Source organism: Streptomyces sp. AC1-42W, assembly GCF_003248355.1.
Classification (GTDB): domain Bacteria; phylum Actinomycetota; class Actinomycetes; order Streptomycetales; family Streptomycetaceae; genus Streptomyces.
Window position 1 is genome coordinate 3,205,682 of record NZ_QKWY01000002.1, and the last position, 14,840, is coordinate 3,220,521.

The window sequence follows — 14,840 nt, forward strand, 5'->3', positions numbered from 1 at the left end:
CTCCCGCGCGTGCGAGACTGCGGCCTTCCGCACTTCGTCACGCGGGCCCGTGCGCGTCGCGGAGCCGCGACGGCCAGGAGGAGAAGCCGAGTTCAGCGAGTACGACTACATCGTCGTCGGGGCGGGTTCGGCCGGCTGCGTGCTGGCCGCGCGGCTGTCCGAGGACCCCACCGTCCGGGTCGCGCTGGTCGAGTCGGGCGGACCGGACCGCAAGCGCGAGATCCGCGTCCCGGCCGCCTTCCCGCAGCTGTTCAAGACCCCGCTCGACTGGGACTTCAGCACCGTGGCGCAGCCGGAGCTCGGCGGCCGCGAGCTGTTCTGGCCGCGCGGCCACACGCTCGGCGGCTCCTCCTCGATCAACGCCATGATGTGGGTGCGCGGCCACCGCGACGACTACGACGCCTGGGCCGTCGCCGCCGGACCCGACTGGGGCCACGACGCGCTCGCGCCCTGCTTCCGCCGCGCCGAGCGGTGGACCGGCCCCACCCGGCCCGGCACCGTCCACGGCACCGAGGGCCCGCTGCACATCGCGCCGCCCCGCAGCCCGTCCCCGCTGACCGCCGACTTCGTCACCGCCTGCCGCGAGGACGGGCTGCCGTTCCTGGACGAGCTGAACGCCCCCGACCACAGCGGGGTCGCCATGACCCCCGTCAACCAGCGGCGCGGGCGGCGCTGGAGCGCGGCCGACGGCTACCTCCGCCCGGCCGCCCGGCGCGCCAACCTGGACATCCGCACCCACACCCGCGTCCGGGGCCTCACCTTCGACGGGAGCCGCGCCACCGGCGTGCGCACGGCGGACTCCGGCACGCTCGCCGCCCGCCGCGAGGCGATCCTCAGCGCCGGCGCCATCGGCTCCCCGCACCTGCTGCTGCGCTCCGGCATCGGCGACCCCGGCGACCTGCGCGCCGCCGGCATCGAGGTGCGGGCCGCCTCCCCGGACGTCGGCCGCAACCTCCAGGACCACCTCTCCTTCGCGGTGACCCTGCGCTGCCCCCGCCCGGTGACCATGACCGGCGCCGACACCCCGGCGAACATCGCCCGGTACCTGCTGGCCGGGCGCGGCCCGCTCAGCTCCAACCTGGCCGAGGCCGTCGCCTTCGTCCGCAGCGCCGCCGCCCCGGCCGCCCCGGACCTCGAACTGATCTTCGCCCCCGCGCCGTTCATCGACCACGGGCTGACCCCGCCCACGGAGCACGGCATCACCATCGGCGTGATCCTCCTCCAGCCCGAGAGCAGCGGACGCCTCACCCTGGACCCGGACCACCCGGACCCCGGCGCCGCGCTCCGGATCGATCCGGGCTACCTCACCGCCGGGGCCGATCTGCGCACCCTGATGGACGGCGTACGCCACGCCGAGCGCCTCTTCGCCTCCGCGTCCCTCGCCCCGCACACCGAGCGGCCCATGGGCCATTACCCGGGCCCGGTGGACGACGAGCGGCTGGCGGAGGCGATCAGGACCGGCGCGGAAACCCTCTACCACCCGGTGGGCACCTGCCGGATGGGCGAGGACCCCGGATCGGTCACCGACCCCCGGCTCCGGGTGCGCGGCGTCACGGGGCTGCGCGTCGTGGACGCCTCGGTCATGCCGCGCATCACCCGGGGCCACACCCACGCGCCCACGGTCGCCGTCGCCGAGAAGGCGGCCGAACTCATCCGGCAGGACGCCCGCGACTAGGGCCCTGCGGGCTACGGGATGTGGAAGGTCTCGCCGTACATCTTCCAGGTCAGCGGCAGCTCCAGGTCCATGTTCTCGTCCTCCAGGAAGACCCGCTGCGCGGTGTCGATGCGCGAGGTGTCGTGCCGCTGGTTCTTCTTCGACTTCATCACGGCCCGCGCCTTGTCCAGGAACATGTCCAGGTACTCCGACTCGTCACCGCCCTCGGCGACCGTGTCGACCTCGGCCAGCGTCGCCTGGCGGATGCCGTAGAAGGAGTCCGCCTCGTGCCCCGGGCCCTGGAGCACCATGGCGTCGAAGTAGATGAACTGGCCCAGCGCGCCCAGCCCGTCCAGCTTCGCCAGCCGTACCGCGGGCTCGAAGTACTGCTTGTCCCGGACCTCCTCCTGCGCCTTGCGGAACGCCGGGTCCTCGGCCGCCTTCTTCCACGCGGCCGGGTACCCGGGGTCGAGGCCCTCGTGCGACCCCGTCCCGTCCACCTTCCGCAGGGCGGGCAGGTAGGGGGCCAGCGGGTTGTCCGGGTGGTCCCGCGTGAACGCCTCGACGAACGTCAGCATGTCGTGCGTACCGGAGCAGAAGCCGACCAGGCCGGCGGCGTAGCCGGTGCCGTCGCCGCTGTCCTCGATCGCCCCGTACTGGGTGCGCCAGTCCAGCGTGGAGCCCTCCGCGCTGGCCAGCAGCTTCCAGGCGACCTCGCGCATCTCCGGCGTGGCCAGTCCGGCCGGGGCCTCGGCGACCCGCTCGTTCATCTCCTCGCGCTCCGCCTCGTCCGCCCCGGCGAACGGGTCCGGGTTGACCGGGCCGGTCGCCTTCGGAGCGGCGGCCGTGGGGGAGTGCGTGGGCAGCCCGGTGTCCTCGCCGCCGCTGTTCAGGACGAGCGAGACGGCTATCGCTATCGGCGCGGCGATGAGAGCAAAGCGGGTCACAGGTTTCACCGGGCCAGGGTACGGTCCCCGCCCGGCCGGAGAGGGCGCGCCCCCGCGGCGCCCCCACCGCGCTCCCGGTGCGGTCAGCCCTGGGCGCGGGCGGCCATCCGGGCCTTGCGCGCGGCCAGCTTCTCGTCGAACTTCGCCGCCTCGCTGTCCAGCCCGTGCATGTACAGGCCCAGCTCCTCCTGCGCCTTGAGCCCGTCCGGGCCGAGGCCGTCGATGTCGAGCACCTTGAGGTAGCGCAGGACCGGCTGGATGACGTCGTCGTGGTGGATGCGCATGTTGTAGATGCCGCCGATCGCCATCTGCGCGGCGGCCCGCTCGAAGCCGGGCATGCCGTGGCCCGGCATCCGGAAGTTGACGACGACGTCCCGCACGGACTGCATCGTCAGGTCCGGGGCCAGCTCGAAGGCCGCGCCCAGGAGGTTGCGGTAGAACACCATGTGCAGGTTCTCGTCGGTGGCGATGCGCGCCAGCATGCGGTCGCAGACCGGGTCGCCCGACTGGTGTCCGGTGTTGCGGTGCGAGACGCGGGTCGCCAGCTCCTGGAACGCCACGTACGCCACGGAGTGCAGCATCGAGTGCCGGTTGTCGGACTCGAAGCCCTCCGCCATGTGGGCCATCCGGAACTGCTCCAGCTTGTCCGGGTCGACGGCGCGCGAGGTGAGCAGGTAGTCGCGCATCACGATGCCGTGCCGGCCCTCCTCGGCGGTCCAGCGGTGCACCCAGGTGCCCCAGGCGCCGTCACGGCCGAAGAGGGTGGCGATCTCGTGGTGGTAGCTGGGGAGGTTGTCCTCGGTGAGGAGGTTGACCACGAGGGCGATCTTGCCGATGTCGGTGACCTTGGACTGGTCGGCCTGCCAGGCCTCGCCGTCCTCGAAGACGCCGGGGAAGTTGCGGCCGTCCGAGAACGGGACGTACTCGTGCGGCATCCAGTCCTTGGCGACCTTGAGGTGCCGGTTGAGTTCCTTCTCGACCACCTCTTCCAAGGCGAACAGGAGGTGGGCATCGGTCCACGCCTGTGAACTGCCGAGGTGGGGAGAGGTGATCGTCACGGGGGCTCCTGGGGACGGGAGAACTACCTACGGCTTCGTAGGTTACGAGACCGTAGGTTAAAGCGGCGGTAAGGCCGCAGCCAAGCCCGGACGGGCGACGGCCGCTCACCCTGCGTGACGATCGGGGCGGGGGCGGGCGCGGCGGCGCCCGCCCCGGTGCCTCAGAATCCGGCGCGCACCTCCTCCGCCGTCGTGTCGCGCAGTTCGCCGTCGAGCAGCAGCCAGCGGGTGATCCGCAGCGATTCCAGGAACGGGACGTCGTGGCTCGCCACCACCAGCGCCCCCTCGTACGCCTCCAGCGCGGCGGTCAGCCGGCGCGCACTCGCCAGGTCGAGGTTGTTCGTCGGCTCGTCCAGCAGCAGCAGCCGGGGCGCCGGCTCGGCCAGCAGCAGCGCGGCCAGCGCGGCCCGGAACCGCTCCCCGCCGGACAGGGTGCCCGCCGCCCGGTCCGCCCGCGCCCCCCTGAACAGGAAGTGCGCCAGCTTCGCCCGGATGTGGTTGTCGGTGGCGTCCGGCGCGAACCGGGCCACGTTCTCCACCACGCTCAGCCCGTCGTCGAGCACGTCGAGCCGCTGCGGCAGGAAGCGCGCCGGAACCTCGGTCACCGCCTCCCCCGACACGGGCGCCAGCTCACCGGCGAGCGTGCGCAGCAGCGTCGTCTTGCCCGCGTTGTTGCGCCCGACCAGCGCGATGCGCTCCGGACCGCGCACCTCGTACCGGCCGCGCACCCGTGCCCCGTAAGCGAGTTCGAGGTCGCGCAGGACCAGGACGCCCTGGCCCGGATGGACCCGGGTGCGCGGCAGCTCGACGCGGATCTCGTCGTCGTCGCGCACCGCCCCGACGGCCTCGTCCAGGCGCTCCTTCGCCCCGGCCAGCCGGCTCGTGTGCAGAAGTCGCTGCTTGCCCGCCGACTCCTGGGCGGACCGGGCCCGGGCGCTCGCCGCGATCTTCGGCACACTGCCCTGCTCGAACAGCTTCTGCCCGTACCGTCTGCGCCGGGCCGACTTGACCTGGGCCTCGGCCAGTTCGCGCTTCTGCCGCCGCACATCGGCCTCCGCGACGCGCACCATCCGCTCGGCCGCCTCCTGCTCGGCGGCCAGCGCCTCCTCGTACGCCGAGAGGTTGCCGCCGTACCAGGTCACGGCCGAGTCGCGCAGGTCCGCGATCCGGTCCACGCGCTCCAGGAGTTCCCGGTCGTGGCTGACGACGACGAGCACCCCGGGCCAGGCGTCCACGGCGGCGTAGAGGCGCTGCCGGGCGTACAGGTCCAGGTTGTTCGTCGGCTCGTCGAGCAGCAGCACGCCGGGCCGGGCCAGCAGCAGCGCGGCCAGCCCCAGCAGGACGCACTCGCCGCCCGACATCTCGCCGATCGTGCGGTCCAGCCCGATGTGGCCGAGCCCGAGGCCGTCGAGGGTGGCGCGGGCCCGCTCCTCCACGTCCCAGTCGTCGCCCACGGCGGCGAACCGCTCCTCGCAGGTGTCGCCCGCCTCGATGGCGTGCAGCGCCTCGCGGACGGTGTGGATGCCGAGCGCCGCGTCGACGCGCAGCCCGGTGTCCAGGACCAGGTTCTGCGGCAGATATCCGATGTCGCCGGTCACCCCGATCCGGCCCCCCGTGGGTTGGAGTTCCCCGGCGAGCAGCCGGAGCAGGGTCGATTTTCCGGCGCCGTTGAGGCCGATGAGCCCCGTGCGGCCGGGGCCCACGGAGAGGTGCAGGTCGTCCAGGACCCGGCTGCCGTCCGGCCAGGCGAAGGAGAGCGAGGAACAGGTGAGGCGGGCGGTGGGGGTGGACATGAGAGGACTCCCGGTTGCGAGGAAGGGCGAGGGCAACGGGGGGCGAGACACCGGCCACGGGCGTTCCACGAGAATTCCGGGATACCGGAAGGAAGGCCCTGGTCACGGAGGACGGCTCAAGGAGCTGAGGTCACACTCGGGCGGCGCGGTCCCGGCGGGAAGAAACCCGGACCCGGCGCGCGACGCGGTGTCTCACGACCTCAGATCTGCAACGTCCTGCTCCATTCGGCGACAACAAGGGCACCGCGAACGGTAGTCGGGGCCGAGGGAGGGGACAACCGGATTAACGGGCCCGCGCGGCCGTCCTCCCGCGCGGGCCCGGCTCCGTGACGTGTGTCGGGCTCAGCGCGGTCCGAACAGCTCGGTCAGGCCCCGGTCCAGGCCCAGGAAGCGGTGCTCGTCGCCGCACGGCACGAGTTCCTCCGCCCGCCGCAGGAACCGGCGCAGATCGTCCGTGTGGACGTGCACCATGGCGGTCCCCTCGCTGGCGTGGAACTCCAGCACCGTGCGGTCGTAGCCGAACGGCCGGACCCGTACGTCCCCGAGCCCGGACGGCACCTCCATTCCGGCGGCGAGCAGCTCCCGCGAGAACTGCCAGGCCACCTCGGTCCCCTCCAGCGTCGCCGGTGCCGGGAACACCATGCGTACGGCGAAGGGGTCCGCCCGGTCGTAGCTCAGGACGGCGGGCAGCGTCTCCATCTGCGGCGCGGACGCAACCATGCGGGCCTGTACGGACTGTTCGATGACCGTGGACACGAACCTGCTCCCTCTCGCGACCGGACGAACGGTTCCCGGCACCGGTAAAGACGGCCGGGGCCGCCGATCCGTGCACCGGGAGACGGGGTGAGCTGTGTCACCGCACACCGCTGCCCGTTCACGTGCCCCGTTCCGGCCGGAGCACCCCGCACGGAGGCGTCGCGGTGCGACGGGTTCTCAGAGGGCCTGGCGGTAGGCGGCCAGCTCGTCGACCGTCTTGGTGGCGATGAACTCGGTGATCCGGTACGCGCACACGCCCTCGACGACGAACGGGTCGGTCGCCGCCAGCCGTTCGATCGCCGCCCGGTCGTCGCCCACCGCGATGATCACCCCGCCCTCCCGCGGATTCTTGCGCCCGGAGGCGAGGAACACCCCGGCCGCGTACTGCTCCTCCAGCCAGACGACGTGATCCTTCAGCACCGCGTCGACGCGGTCCAGCGGGGCGGTGTAGGACAGCTCAAGTACGAACATGCGCCCAGGCTATCGCTCGTGAGTTCGCCGGAACGGCTAGGGCCTGTCGTCAAATTGCGGTCGTCGCCCGAAGGGCGGCCGGGCGGCGTCTGGTGCGTGCGATCGCAAGGCGCCGGAGAGTCCTTGGATGGGGCCTCCCCTGCTCGTCAAGAGCTTGGGGAAGGAGCTACCAGGGCTTTTCGGCAACGCCGCGAGCGTGCGTGCCAGGCGCCGCCCGGCAGACGGCAATTTGACGACAGGCCCTAGGGTGGGCGCACCATGACTGCTTTTCACATGCCCTTCGACGCGGCCGAGGCCCGTGCCGTCCAGGACGCCCTGCGCGCCCGGGTGATCCTCGACGAGCCGGGGCCGCCGCCCGGTCGCGGCCATGTGACCGGGGTGGACGTCGCCTACGACGACGACCGCGACCTCGTGGTGGCGGCGGCCGTCGTGCTCGACGCCGCGACGCTGGAGACGGTCGCCGAGGCCACCGCCGTGGGCCGGGTCGGCTTCCCGTACGTGCCGGGGCTGCTGGCCTTCCGCGAGATCCCGACCGTGCTGGCCGTCCTGGAGGAGCTGACCGCCGACCCCGGTCTCGTCGTCTGCGACGGCTACGGCAGGGCCCACCCGCGCCGCTTCGGCCTCGCCAGCCATCTCGGCGTGCTCACCGGACTCCCGGTCATCGGCGTCGCCAAGAACCCGTTCACCTTCACCCACGAGCCGCCGGGGCCCCGGCGCGGGGACCAGTCGCCGCTGCTGGACGACGGCGAGGAGGTCGGCCGGGCCCTGCGCACCAGGGACGCCACCAAGCCGGTGTACGTCTCGGTCGGCCACCGCACCGGCCTGGACAACGCCGTCGCACACACCCTCGCCCTCGCCCGCGGCTTCCGGCAGCCGGAGACGACGCGCAGGGCCGACGCACTGTGCCGCCGGGTCCTGCGCGAGGCGACCGGCTGACGTCCGGCCGGGGCCGCCGAACTCAGCTCTCCGCCGCCACCCGGAACCGCAGCCGCGCCGCGACCAGCCGCTCCAGCAGCGCGTCGCCCATCGCGGCGGCCGTCGTCACCTGCCCCGAGGTGGCCGGCAGCTCGTCCAGCGCCAGGCACAGCGCCGACTCCGCGAGCATCTTCGCCGTCTCGTCGTAGCCCGGATCGCCACCCGACACCTCCGTGAACACCCGCCGGCCGCCGCCCTCGCCGACGAACCGCACTGTGAACCAACTGCGCCGCCTGCGCTCCGCGTCGGGGCCCGCGCCGGACGCGTACCGCCCCATCAGCCACTCCCGCGCGGCCGGCACCTGCGCCGCGCCCAGCAGCGCCCCGAGCGCCGCCGTGCCCCCGAGGGCCACCGGCAGGTGCCGGACCGAGGCGAAGTGGCGGTAGCGGAAGTCGGGGCCGTAGCCCGGCAGCGCCCGCGCCGAGCGGGCGACGACCCGCGCGTCCAGCGTCGGCAGGGGCAGCGCCCAGGTGCCGGTCTGCGGGCTGAAGTGCGGCCGGCCCAGCGGGGCGCGGACCCGGCGCCCGGCCGGCCGGGGCTCGTACAGGCGGCGCTCCCGCGCGGCGCGGGCCGTCTGCCGGCCCCGGCCCATGGCGGTGAGCGCCGAGGCGAACGTGCCGCCGGAGAAGGCGGCGTCGCTGCGGACGAAGCCGTCGATGCGCAGCGGCACCCCGGCCGGGAGCCGCCCGACCGTGAAGTAGACGCCCAGGTCGTGCGGCACGGAGTCGAAACCGCAGGCGTGCACCAGCCGGGCACCGGTCTCGCGGGCCCGCGCGTCGTGCTCCACGTACATCCGGTCCACGAACTCCGGCTCGCCGGTGAGGTCCGCGTAGTCGGTCCCCGCCTCGGCGCAGGCGGCGACCAGGCCCTCGCCGTACGAGACGTAGGGGCCGACGGTCGTGGCCACCACGTGCGCGGACTCGGCCAGCGCGCGCAGCGAACCGGGGTCGGTGGCGTCCGCCTCCAGCAGCGGGAGGTCCGCGCAGCGCGGATCGAGGCCGGCCAGCCGGGCGCGCAGCTTCGCCGGCTTGGCGCGGTCGCGTCCGGCGAGGGCCCAGCGGCAGCCGTCCGGGGCATGCCGGGCGAGGTAGGCGGCGGTGAGCGCGCCCACGAAGCCGGTGGCGCCGAAAAGGACGATGTCGTAGGGGCGGGCCGCCCCGTTCTGCCTGTTCACGCAAGCCTCCGCGCAGGTGGCACCGGATGGGGCGGAGCAGAGGTTAGCGCGGCCGCCGTGGCGGACTGCGGGCGGGAGGGGGTCATGGGGGAGTATCCAGGAGTGTCCGGGAAAGAACTAAGCGCTTGCTCTGCCCAAGGGGTTGTGCGGAGCGCGGCGCGTTCCTAGCATCATCGGTGTTACATCAGTTGTGTCATACCGCTGGGGGCTCGATGGCAGCAGCAGAGAACGGTCCGCGCGGCCCCCTTGCCGGGCTGCGGGTGGTGGAACTGGCCGGCATCGGCCCCGGCCCCTTCGCCGCGATGCTCCTGGCCGATCTGGGCGCCGACGTGGTGCGGATCGACCGTCCGGGCGGCGCCGGACTCGGCATCGACCCGGCCCGCGACCTCACCAACCGCAACAAGCGCTCCGTGCTCGTCGACCTCAAGGACCCCGCGGGACCGGCCACCGTCCTGGACCTCGTCGAGCGCGCCGACGTCCTCGTCGAGGGCTACCGGCCGGGCGTCGCCGAACGCCTGGGCGTCGGCCCCGACGCCTGCCTCGCCCGCAACCCGAAGCTCGTCTACGGGCGGATGACCGGCTGGGGCCAGGACGGGCCGCTGGCCGCGCGCGCCGGGCACGACATCGCGTACATCGCGCTCACCGGCACCCTCTCCATGATCGGCGGCCCCGGCGAGCCGCCCACCGTCCCCGCCAACCTGGTCGGCGACTACGCGGGCGGCTCGCTGTACCTCGTCGTCGGCGTCCTCGCCGCCCTCCGGCACGCCCGCACCCCCGGCGGCACCGGACAGGTCGTGGACGCGGCGATCGTCGACGGCGCCGCCCACCTCGCCACGATGATCCACGGCATGCTCGCGGCCGGCAGCTGGCAGGACCGGCGCGGCTCCAACCTGCTGGACGGCGGCTGCCCCTTCTACGGCACCTACGCGACCGCGGACGGCCAGTACATGGCGGTCGGCCCGCTGGAGCAGCGGTTCTACGACGAGTTCGTCCGGCTCCTCGGCATCGCGGACACCGCCCCCGACCGGGGCGACCTCGCCCGCTGGGACGAGCTGCGCACCGCGGTCGCCGACCGGTTCCGCAGCCGGACCCGCGCCGAGTGGACCGCGGTCTTCGACGGGACGGACGCCTGCGTGGCCCCCGTCCTCTCGCTCCGCGAGGCCCCCCGCCACCCCCATCTGGCGGCCCGCGCCACCTTCGTCGAACACGGCGGGCTCACCCAGCCCGCGCCCGCGCCCCGCTTCACGGCCACGCCCACCTCCGTGCGCACCGGACCCGCCCTGCCGGGCGCGGACACCGAAGCCGTCGCCGCCGACTGGGACGTACCCGGCCTGCTCACCACCCGGAAGGACACCACCGACTGATGCAGCGGCAGATCTTCACCGGAGAGCACGACGCGTTCCGCGAGACCGTACGCACCTTCCTCGCCAAAGAGGTCCTTCCGCACTACGAGCAGTGGGAGAAGGACGGCATCGTCTCCCGCGACGCCTGGCGCGCCGCCGGCCGCCAGGGCCTCCTCGGCCTCGCCGTACCCGAGGAGTACGGGGGCGGCGGCAACCCCGACTTCCGCTACAGCGCCGTGCTCGCCGAGGAGTTCACCCGGGCCGGCACCCCCGGCCTCGCGCTCGGGCTGCACAACGACATCATCGGCCCCTACCTCACCGGCCTGGCCACCGAGGAGCAGAAGCGGCGCTGGCTGCCCGGCTTCTGCACCGGCGAGATCATCACCGCCATCGCCATGACCGAACCCGGCGCCGGCTCCGACCTCCAGGGCATCCGCACCACCGCCGAGGACAAGGGCGACCACTGGCTGCTCAACGGCTCCAAGACGTTCATCTCCAACGGCATCCTCGCCGACCTGGTGGTCGTCGTCGCGAAGACCACCCCGGAGGGCGGCGCCAAGGGCCTCTCGCTCATCGTCGTGGAACGCGGCGCCGAGGGCTTCGAACGGGGCCGCAACCTCGACAAGATCGGCCAGAAGTCCCAGGACACCGCCGAACTCTTCTTCAACGACGTACGCGTCCCCAAGGACAACCTCCTCGGTGAACGCGACGGCGCCTTCATCCACCTGATGACCAACCTCGCCCAGGAACGCATGGGCATAGCCGTCGCCGGGATCGCCGCCGCCGAACACCTCCTGGAGATCACCACCGCGTACGTCAAGGAGCGCGAGGCGTTCGGCCGGCCGCTCGCCAGACTCCAGCACATCCGCTTCGAGATCGCGGAGATGGCCACCGAGTGCGCCGTCACCCGCGCCTTCCTCGACCGGTGCGTCGTGGACCACTCCGAGGGCACCCTCGACGCCGTACACGCCTCCATGGCGAAGTGGTGGGCGACCGAACTGCAGAAGCGCGTCGCCGACCGCTGCCTCCAACTGCACGGCGGCTACGGGTACATGACGGAGTACCCGGTGGCCAGGGCGTTCACCGACGGCCGCATCCAGACCATCTACGGCGGCACGACCGAGATCATGAAGGAGATCATCGGCCGCTCGCTGCTCGGCTGACCCACCCTCCTCGCACCACCCGCCCGAAAGGCTGCTGACTTGAGCACCGAAGCGTACGTCTACGACGCGATCCGCACCCCGCGCGGCCGCGGCAAGGCCAACGGGGCCCTGCACGGCACCAAGCCGATCGACCTCGTCGTCGGCCTCATCCACGAGATCCGGAACCGCTTCCCGGGCCTGGACCCGGCCGCCGTGGACGACATCGTCCTCGGTGTGGTCAGCCCGCTCGGCGACCAGGGCTCCGACATCGCCCGGATCGCCGCCATCGCGGCCGGCCTGCCGGACACCGTCGCCGGCGTCCAGGAGAACCGCTTCTGCGCCTCCGGTCTGGAGGCCGTCAACCTGGCCGCCGCCAAGGTCCGCTCGGGCTGGGAGGACCTGATCCTGGCGGGCGGCGTCGAGTCGATGTCCCGGGTGCCGATGGGCTCGGACGGCGGTGCCTGGGCCATGGACCCGATGACCAACTACGAGACCGGCTTCGCCCCGCAGGGCATCGGCGCCGACCTCATCGCCACCATCGAGGGCTTCTCGCGCCGCGACGTGGACGAGTACGCCGCGCTCTCCCAGGAGCGGGCCGCCGAGGCGTGGAAGGACAACCGCTTCGCGCGGTCCGTCGTCCCCGTCAAGGACCGCAACGGCCTCGTCGTCCTCGACCACGACGAGCACATGCGCCCCGGCACCACCGCCGACTCCCTCGCCGCGCTCAAGCCCTCCTTCGCGACCATCGGCGAGATGGGCGGCTTCGACGCGGTGGCGCTCCAGAAGTACCACTGGGTCGAGAAGATCGACCACGTCCACCACGCGGGCAACTCCTCCGGCATCGTGGACGGCGCCTCCCTCGTCGCCATCGGCAACAAGGAGATCGGCGAGCGCTATGGCCTCACCCCGCGCGCCCGCATCGTCTCGGCCGCCGTCTCCGGTTCCGAGCCCACCATCATGCTCACCGGCCCCGCGCCCGCCACCCGCAAGGCGCTGGCCAAGGCCGGGCTCACCATCGACGACATCGACCTGGTCGAGATCAACGAGGCGTTCGCCGGGGTCGTCCTGCGCTTCGTCCGCGACATGGGGCTCTCCCTCGACAAGGTCAACGTCAACGGCGGCGCCATCGCACTCGGCCACCCGCTGGGCGCCACCGGCGCGATGATCCTCGGCACCCTCATCGACGAACTGGAACGCCGCGACCGGCGCTACGGCCTGGCCACCCTGTGCGTGGGCGGCGGCATGGGCATCGCCACCGTCGTCGAGCGTCTCTGACCGTCCCCCTTCCTACGGAGAAGACACACCCATGACCGAGAGCACGACCATCCGCTGGGAACAGGACGAGACCGGCGTCGTCACCCTCGTACTGGACGATCCCCACCAGTCCGCCAACACGATGAACCAGGCGTTCAAGGACTCCATCGCGGCCGTCGCCGACCGCGCCGAGGCCGAGAAGGACTCCATCCGGGGCATCATCTACACCTCCGCCAAGAAGACCTTCTTCGCGGGCGGCGACCTCAAGGAAATGATCCGGATCGGTCCTTCGAGCGCGCAGCTCGCGTTCGACACCGGCACCGCCATCAAGAACTCGCTGCGCCGCATCGAGACCCTCGGCAAGCCCGTCGTCGCCGCCATCAACGGCGCCGCGCTCGGCGGCGGCTACGAGATCGCGCTCGCCGCCCACCACCGCGTCGCCCTCGACGCCCCCGGCTCCCGCATCGGCCTGCCCGAGGTCACCCTGGGCCTGCTCCCCGCCGGCGGCGGCGTCACCCGCACCGTACGCCTCATGGGCATCGCCGACGCCCTGCTGAAGGTCCTCCTCCAGGGCACCCAGTACACCCCCCGGCGCGCCCTGGAGAACGGCCTCGTCCACGAGATCGCCGCCACGCCCGAGGAGATGCTCGACAAGGCCCGCGCCTTCATCGACGCCCACCCCGAGTCGCAGCAGCCCTGGGACGTCAAGGGCTACAAGATCCCCGGCGGCACCCCGTCGAACCCGAGGTTCGCCGCGAACCTGCCGGCCTTCCCGTCCAACCTCAAGAAGCAGATCGCCGGCGCCCCGATGCCCGCGCCGCGCAACATCCTGGCCGCCGCCGTCGAGGGCTCCCAGGTCGACTTCGAGACCGCGCTGACCATCGAGGCCCGGTACTTCACCGAGCTGGTCACCGGGCAGACCGCCAAGAACATGATCCAGGCGTTCTTCTTCGACCTCCAGGCCGTCAATTCCGGCGCCAGCCGCCCCAAGGGCATCGAGGAGCGCCCCGTCCGCAAGGTCGCCGTCCTCGGCGCCGGCATGATGGGCGCCGGCATCGCCTACTCCTGCGCCAGGGCCGGGATCGAGGTCGTCCTCAAGGACGTCTCCGCCGAGGCCGCCGCCAAGGGCAAGGCGTACAGCGAGAAGCTGCTCGCCAAGGCGCTCGCGCGGGGCCGCACGACGGAGGCGAAGCGCGACGAGCTGCTCGCCCGCATCACGCCGACCGGTGACGTGGCCGACCTCGCCGGCTGCGACGCCGTCATCGAGGCCGTCTTCGAGGACACCGCGCTCAAGCACCGGGTCTTCCAGGAGATCCAGGACGTCGTCGAGCCGGACGCGCTGCTGTGCTCCAACACCTCCACCCTGCCCATCACGGTGCTGGCCGAGGGCGTCGAGCGGCCCGCCGACTTCATCGGGCTGCACTTCTTCTCACCGGTCGACAAGATGCCGCTGGTCGAGATCATCAAGGGCGGGAAGACCGGGGACGAGGCGCTGGCCCGCGCCTTCGACCTGGTCCGCCGGATCAGGAAGACCCCGATCGTGGTCAACGACTCGCGCGGCTTCTTCACCTCGCGCGTCATCGGCCAGTTCATCAACGAGGGCGTCGCGATGGTCGGCGAGGGCGTCGAGCCCGCCTCCGTCGAGCAGGCCGCCGCCCAGGCCGGCTACCCGGCCAAGGTGCTCTCCCTGATGGACGAGCTGACCCTCACCCTGCCGCGCAAGATCCGCGACGAGACCCGCAGGGCCGTCGAGGAGGCCGGCGGCACCTGGCCCGGCCACCCGGCGGACGAGGTGATCGACCGCATGGTGGACGAGTTCGGCCGCCCCGGCCGCAGCGGCGGCGCCGGCTTCTACGAGTACGACGAGGCCGGCAAGCGCACCCGCCTGTGGCCGGGCCTGCGCGAGCACTTCGGGAAGCCGGACACGGACATCCCCTTCACGGACATGCGGGAGCGCATGCTCTTCTCCGAGGCGCTGGACAGCGTCCGCTGCCTGGAGGAGAACGTCCTGATCACCGTCGCCGACGCCAACATCGGCTCCATCATGGGCATCGGCTTCCCGCCGTGGACCGGCGGCGTCCTCCAGTACATCAACGGCTACGAGGGCGGCCTGCCCGGCTTCGTGGCCCGCGCGCGGGAACTCGCCGAGCGCTACGGCGACCGCTTCCTGCCGCCCGCGCTGCTGGTGGAGAAGGCGGAGAAGGGCGAGACCTTCCACGACTGACAGCCGGACCCGCTGTGCCGTACCGCCCCTCGCCGGAGGCGGTACGGCA

Annotated in this window: 12 protein-coding genes; 6 read left to right on the plus strand and 6 right to left on the minus strand. The window is 72.7% G+C overall.

The genetic code is table 11. The annotated features are described in order from the left end of the window. Positions 1-49: 49 nt before the first annotated feature. Positions 50-1,675, plus strand: a complete 1,626-nt coding sequence (locus DNK56_RS32150; protein WP_111339273.1) for a GMC family oxidoreductase — start codon at positions 50-52, stop codon at positions 1,673-1,675. A gap of 11 nt (positions 1,676-1,686) precedes the next feature. Here the strand turns inward: DNK56_RS32150 and DNK56_RS32155 are convergent, their stop codons facing one another. The 5 genes from DNK56_RS32155 to DNK56_RS32175 form a co-directional block, all read right to left on the minus strand. Continuing rightward, entirely contained in the window at positions 1,687-2,601 is a 915-nt protein-coding gene (locus DNK56_RS32155; protein ID WP_111339274.1) for a chitosanase, read from the minus strand. An 83-nt stretch (positions 2,602-2,684) separates the two neighbouring features. Then, entirely contained in the window at positions 2,685-3,659 is a 975-nt protein-coding gene (locus DNK56_RS32160) for an acyl-ACP desaturase (protein ID WP_111339275.1), read from the minus strand. Between the two features lie 161 nt (positions 3,660-3,820). Continuing rightward, positions 3,821-5,452 (minus strand): ABC-F family ATP-binding cassette domain-containing protein, encoded by a 1,632-nt coding sequence (locus DNK56_RS32165; protein ID WP_111339276.1) that lies wholly within the window; start codon positions 5,450-5,452, stop codon positions 3,821-3,823. Positions 5,453-5,794: 342 nt separating this feature from the next. Next, on the minus strand, positions 5,795-6,208 hold the full coding sequence (locus tag DNK56_RS32170; protein WP_111339277.1) for an SsgA family sporulation/cell division regulator: 414 nt from the start codon (positions 6,206-6,208) through the stop codon (positions 5,795-5,797). Between the two features lie 177 nt (positions 6,209-6,385). Then, the gene (locus tag DNK56_RS32175) at positions 6,386-6,679 is read right to left on the minus strand and encodes a YciI family protein (RefSeq protein WP_111339278.1); all 294 of its coding nucleotides are present in this window, start codon (positions 6,677-6,679) and stop codon (positions 6,386-6,388) included. A 273-nt stretch (positions 6,680-6,952) separates the two neighbouring features. Between DNK56_RS32175 and DNK56_RS32180 the strand changes: the two genes are divergently transcribed. Next, positions 6,953-7,615, plus strand: coding sequence for an endonuclease V (locus DNK56_RS32180; protein ID WP_111339279.1), 663 nt, complete (start codon positions 6,953-6,955; stop codon positions 7,613-7,615). 22 nt (positions 7,616-7,637) lie between these two features. Here DNK56_RS32180 and DNK56_RS32185 read toward each other — a convergent pair whose 3' ends face one another. Continuing rightward, complete coding sequence (locus tag DNK56_RS32185; protein WP_111339280.1) at positions 7,638-8,828, minus strand: saccharopine dehydrogenase family protein; 1,191 nt, start codon at positions 8,826-8,828, stop codon at positions 7,638-7,640. A gap of 212 nt (positions 8,829-9,040) precedes the next feature. On the opposite strand from DNK56_RS32185, the gene DNK56_RS32190 reads away from it, so the two are divergent. From DNK56_RS32190 to DNK56_RS32205, 4 genes are read left to right on the plus strand one after another with little or no spacing between them, the layout of a single operon-like run. Further along, the gene (locus DNK56_RS32190; protein ID WP_111339281.1) at positions 9,041-10,192 is read left to right on the plus strand and encodes a CaiB/BaiF CoA transferase family protein; all 1,152 of its coding nucleotides are present in this window, start codon (positions 9,041-9,043) and stop codon (positions 10,190-10,192) included. Next, positions 10,192-11,334, plus strand: coding sequence for an acyl-CoA dehydrogenase family protein (locus tag DNK56_RS32195; RefSeq protein ID WP_111339282.1), 1,143 nt, complete (start codon positions 10,192-10,194; stop codon positions 11,332-11,334). Before DNK56_RS32190 ends, DNK56_RS32195 begins: the two co-directional genes overlap by 1 nt. A gap of 39 nt (positions 11,335-11,373) precedes the next feature. Beyond that, the gene (locus tag DNK56_RS32200; protein ID WP_111339283.1) at positions 11,374-12,588 is read left to right on the plus strand and encodes an acetyl-CoA C-acetyltransferase; all 1,215 of its coding nucleotides are present in this window, start codon (positions 11,374-11,376) and stop codon (positions 12,586-12,588) included. Between the two features lie 31 nt (positions 12,589-12,619). Then, entirely contained in the window at positions 12,620-14,791 is a 2,172-nt protein-coding gene (locus tag DNK56_RS32205; RefSeq protein ID WP_111339284.1) for a 3-hydroxyacyl-CoA dehydrogenase NAD-binding domain-containing protein, read from the plus strand. The last annotated feature ends 49 nt before the right edge of the window (positions 14,792-14,840 follow it).

Bases quoted from the DNA above. Each gene is read 5' to 3' on its own strand.
- DNK56_RS32165 (WP_111339276.1), bottom strand. From the start codon at position 5,452: ATGTCCACCCCCACCGCCCGCCTCACCTGTTCCTCGCTCTCCTTCGCC.
- DNK56_RS32205 (WP_111339284.1), top strand. From the start codon at position 12,620: ATGACCGAGAGCACGACCATCCGCTGGGAACAGGACGAGACCGGCGTC.
- DNK56_RS32195 (WP_111339282.1), top strand. From the start codon at position 10,192: ATGCAGCGGCAGATCTTCACCGGAGAGCACGACGCGTTCCGCGAGACC.
- DNK56_RS32190 (WP_111339281.1), top strand. From the start codon at position 9,041: ATGGCAGCAGCAGAGAACGGTCCGCGCGGCCCCCTTGCCGGGCTGCGG.
- DNK56_RS32175 (WP_111339278.1), bottom strand. From the start codon at position 6,679: ATGTTCGTACTTGAGCTGTCCTACACCGCCCCGCTGGACCGCGTCGAC.
- DNK56_RS32180 (WP_111339279.1), top strand. From the start codon at position 6,953: ATGCCCTTCGACGCGGCCGAGGCCCGTGCCGTCCAGGACGCCCTGCGC.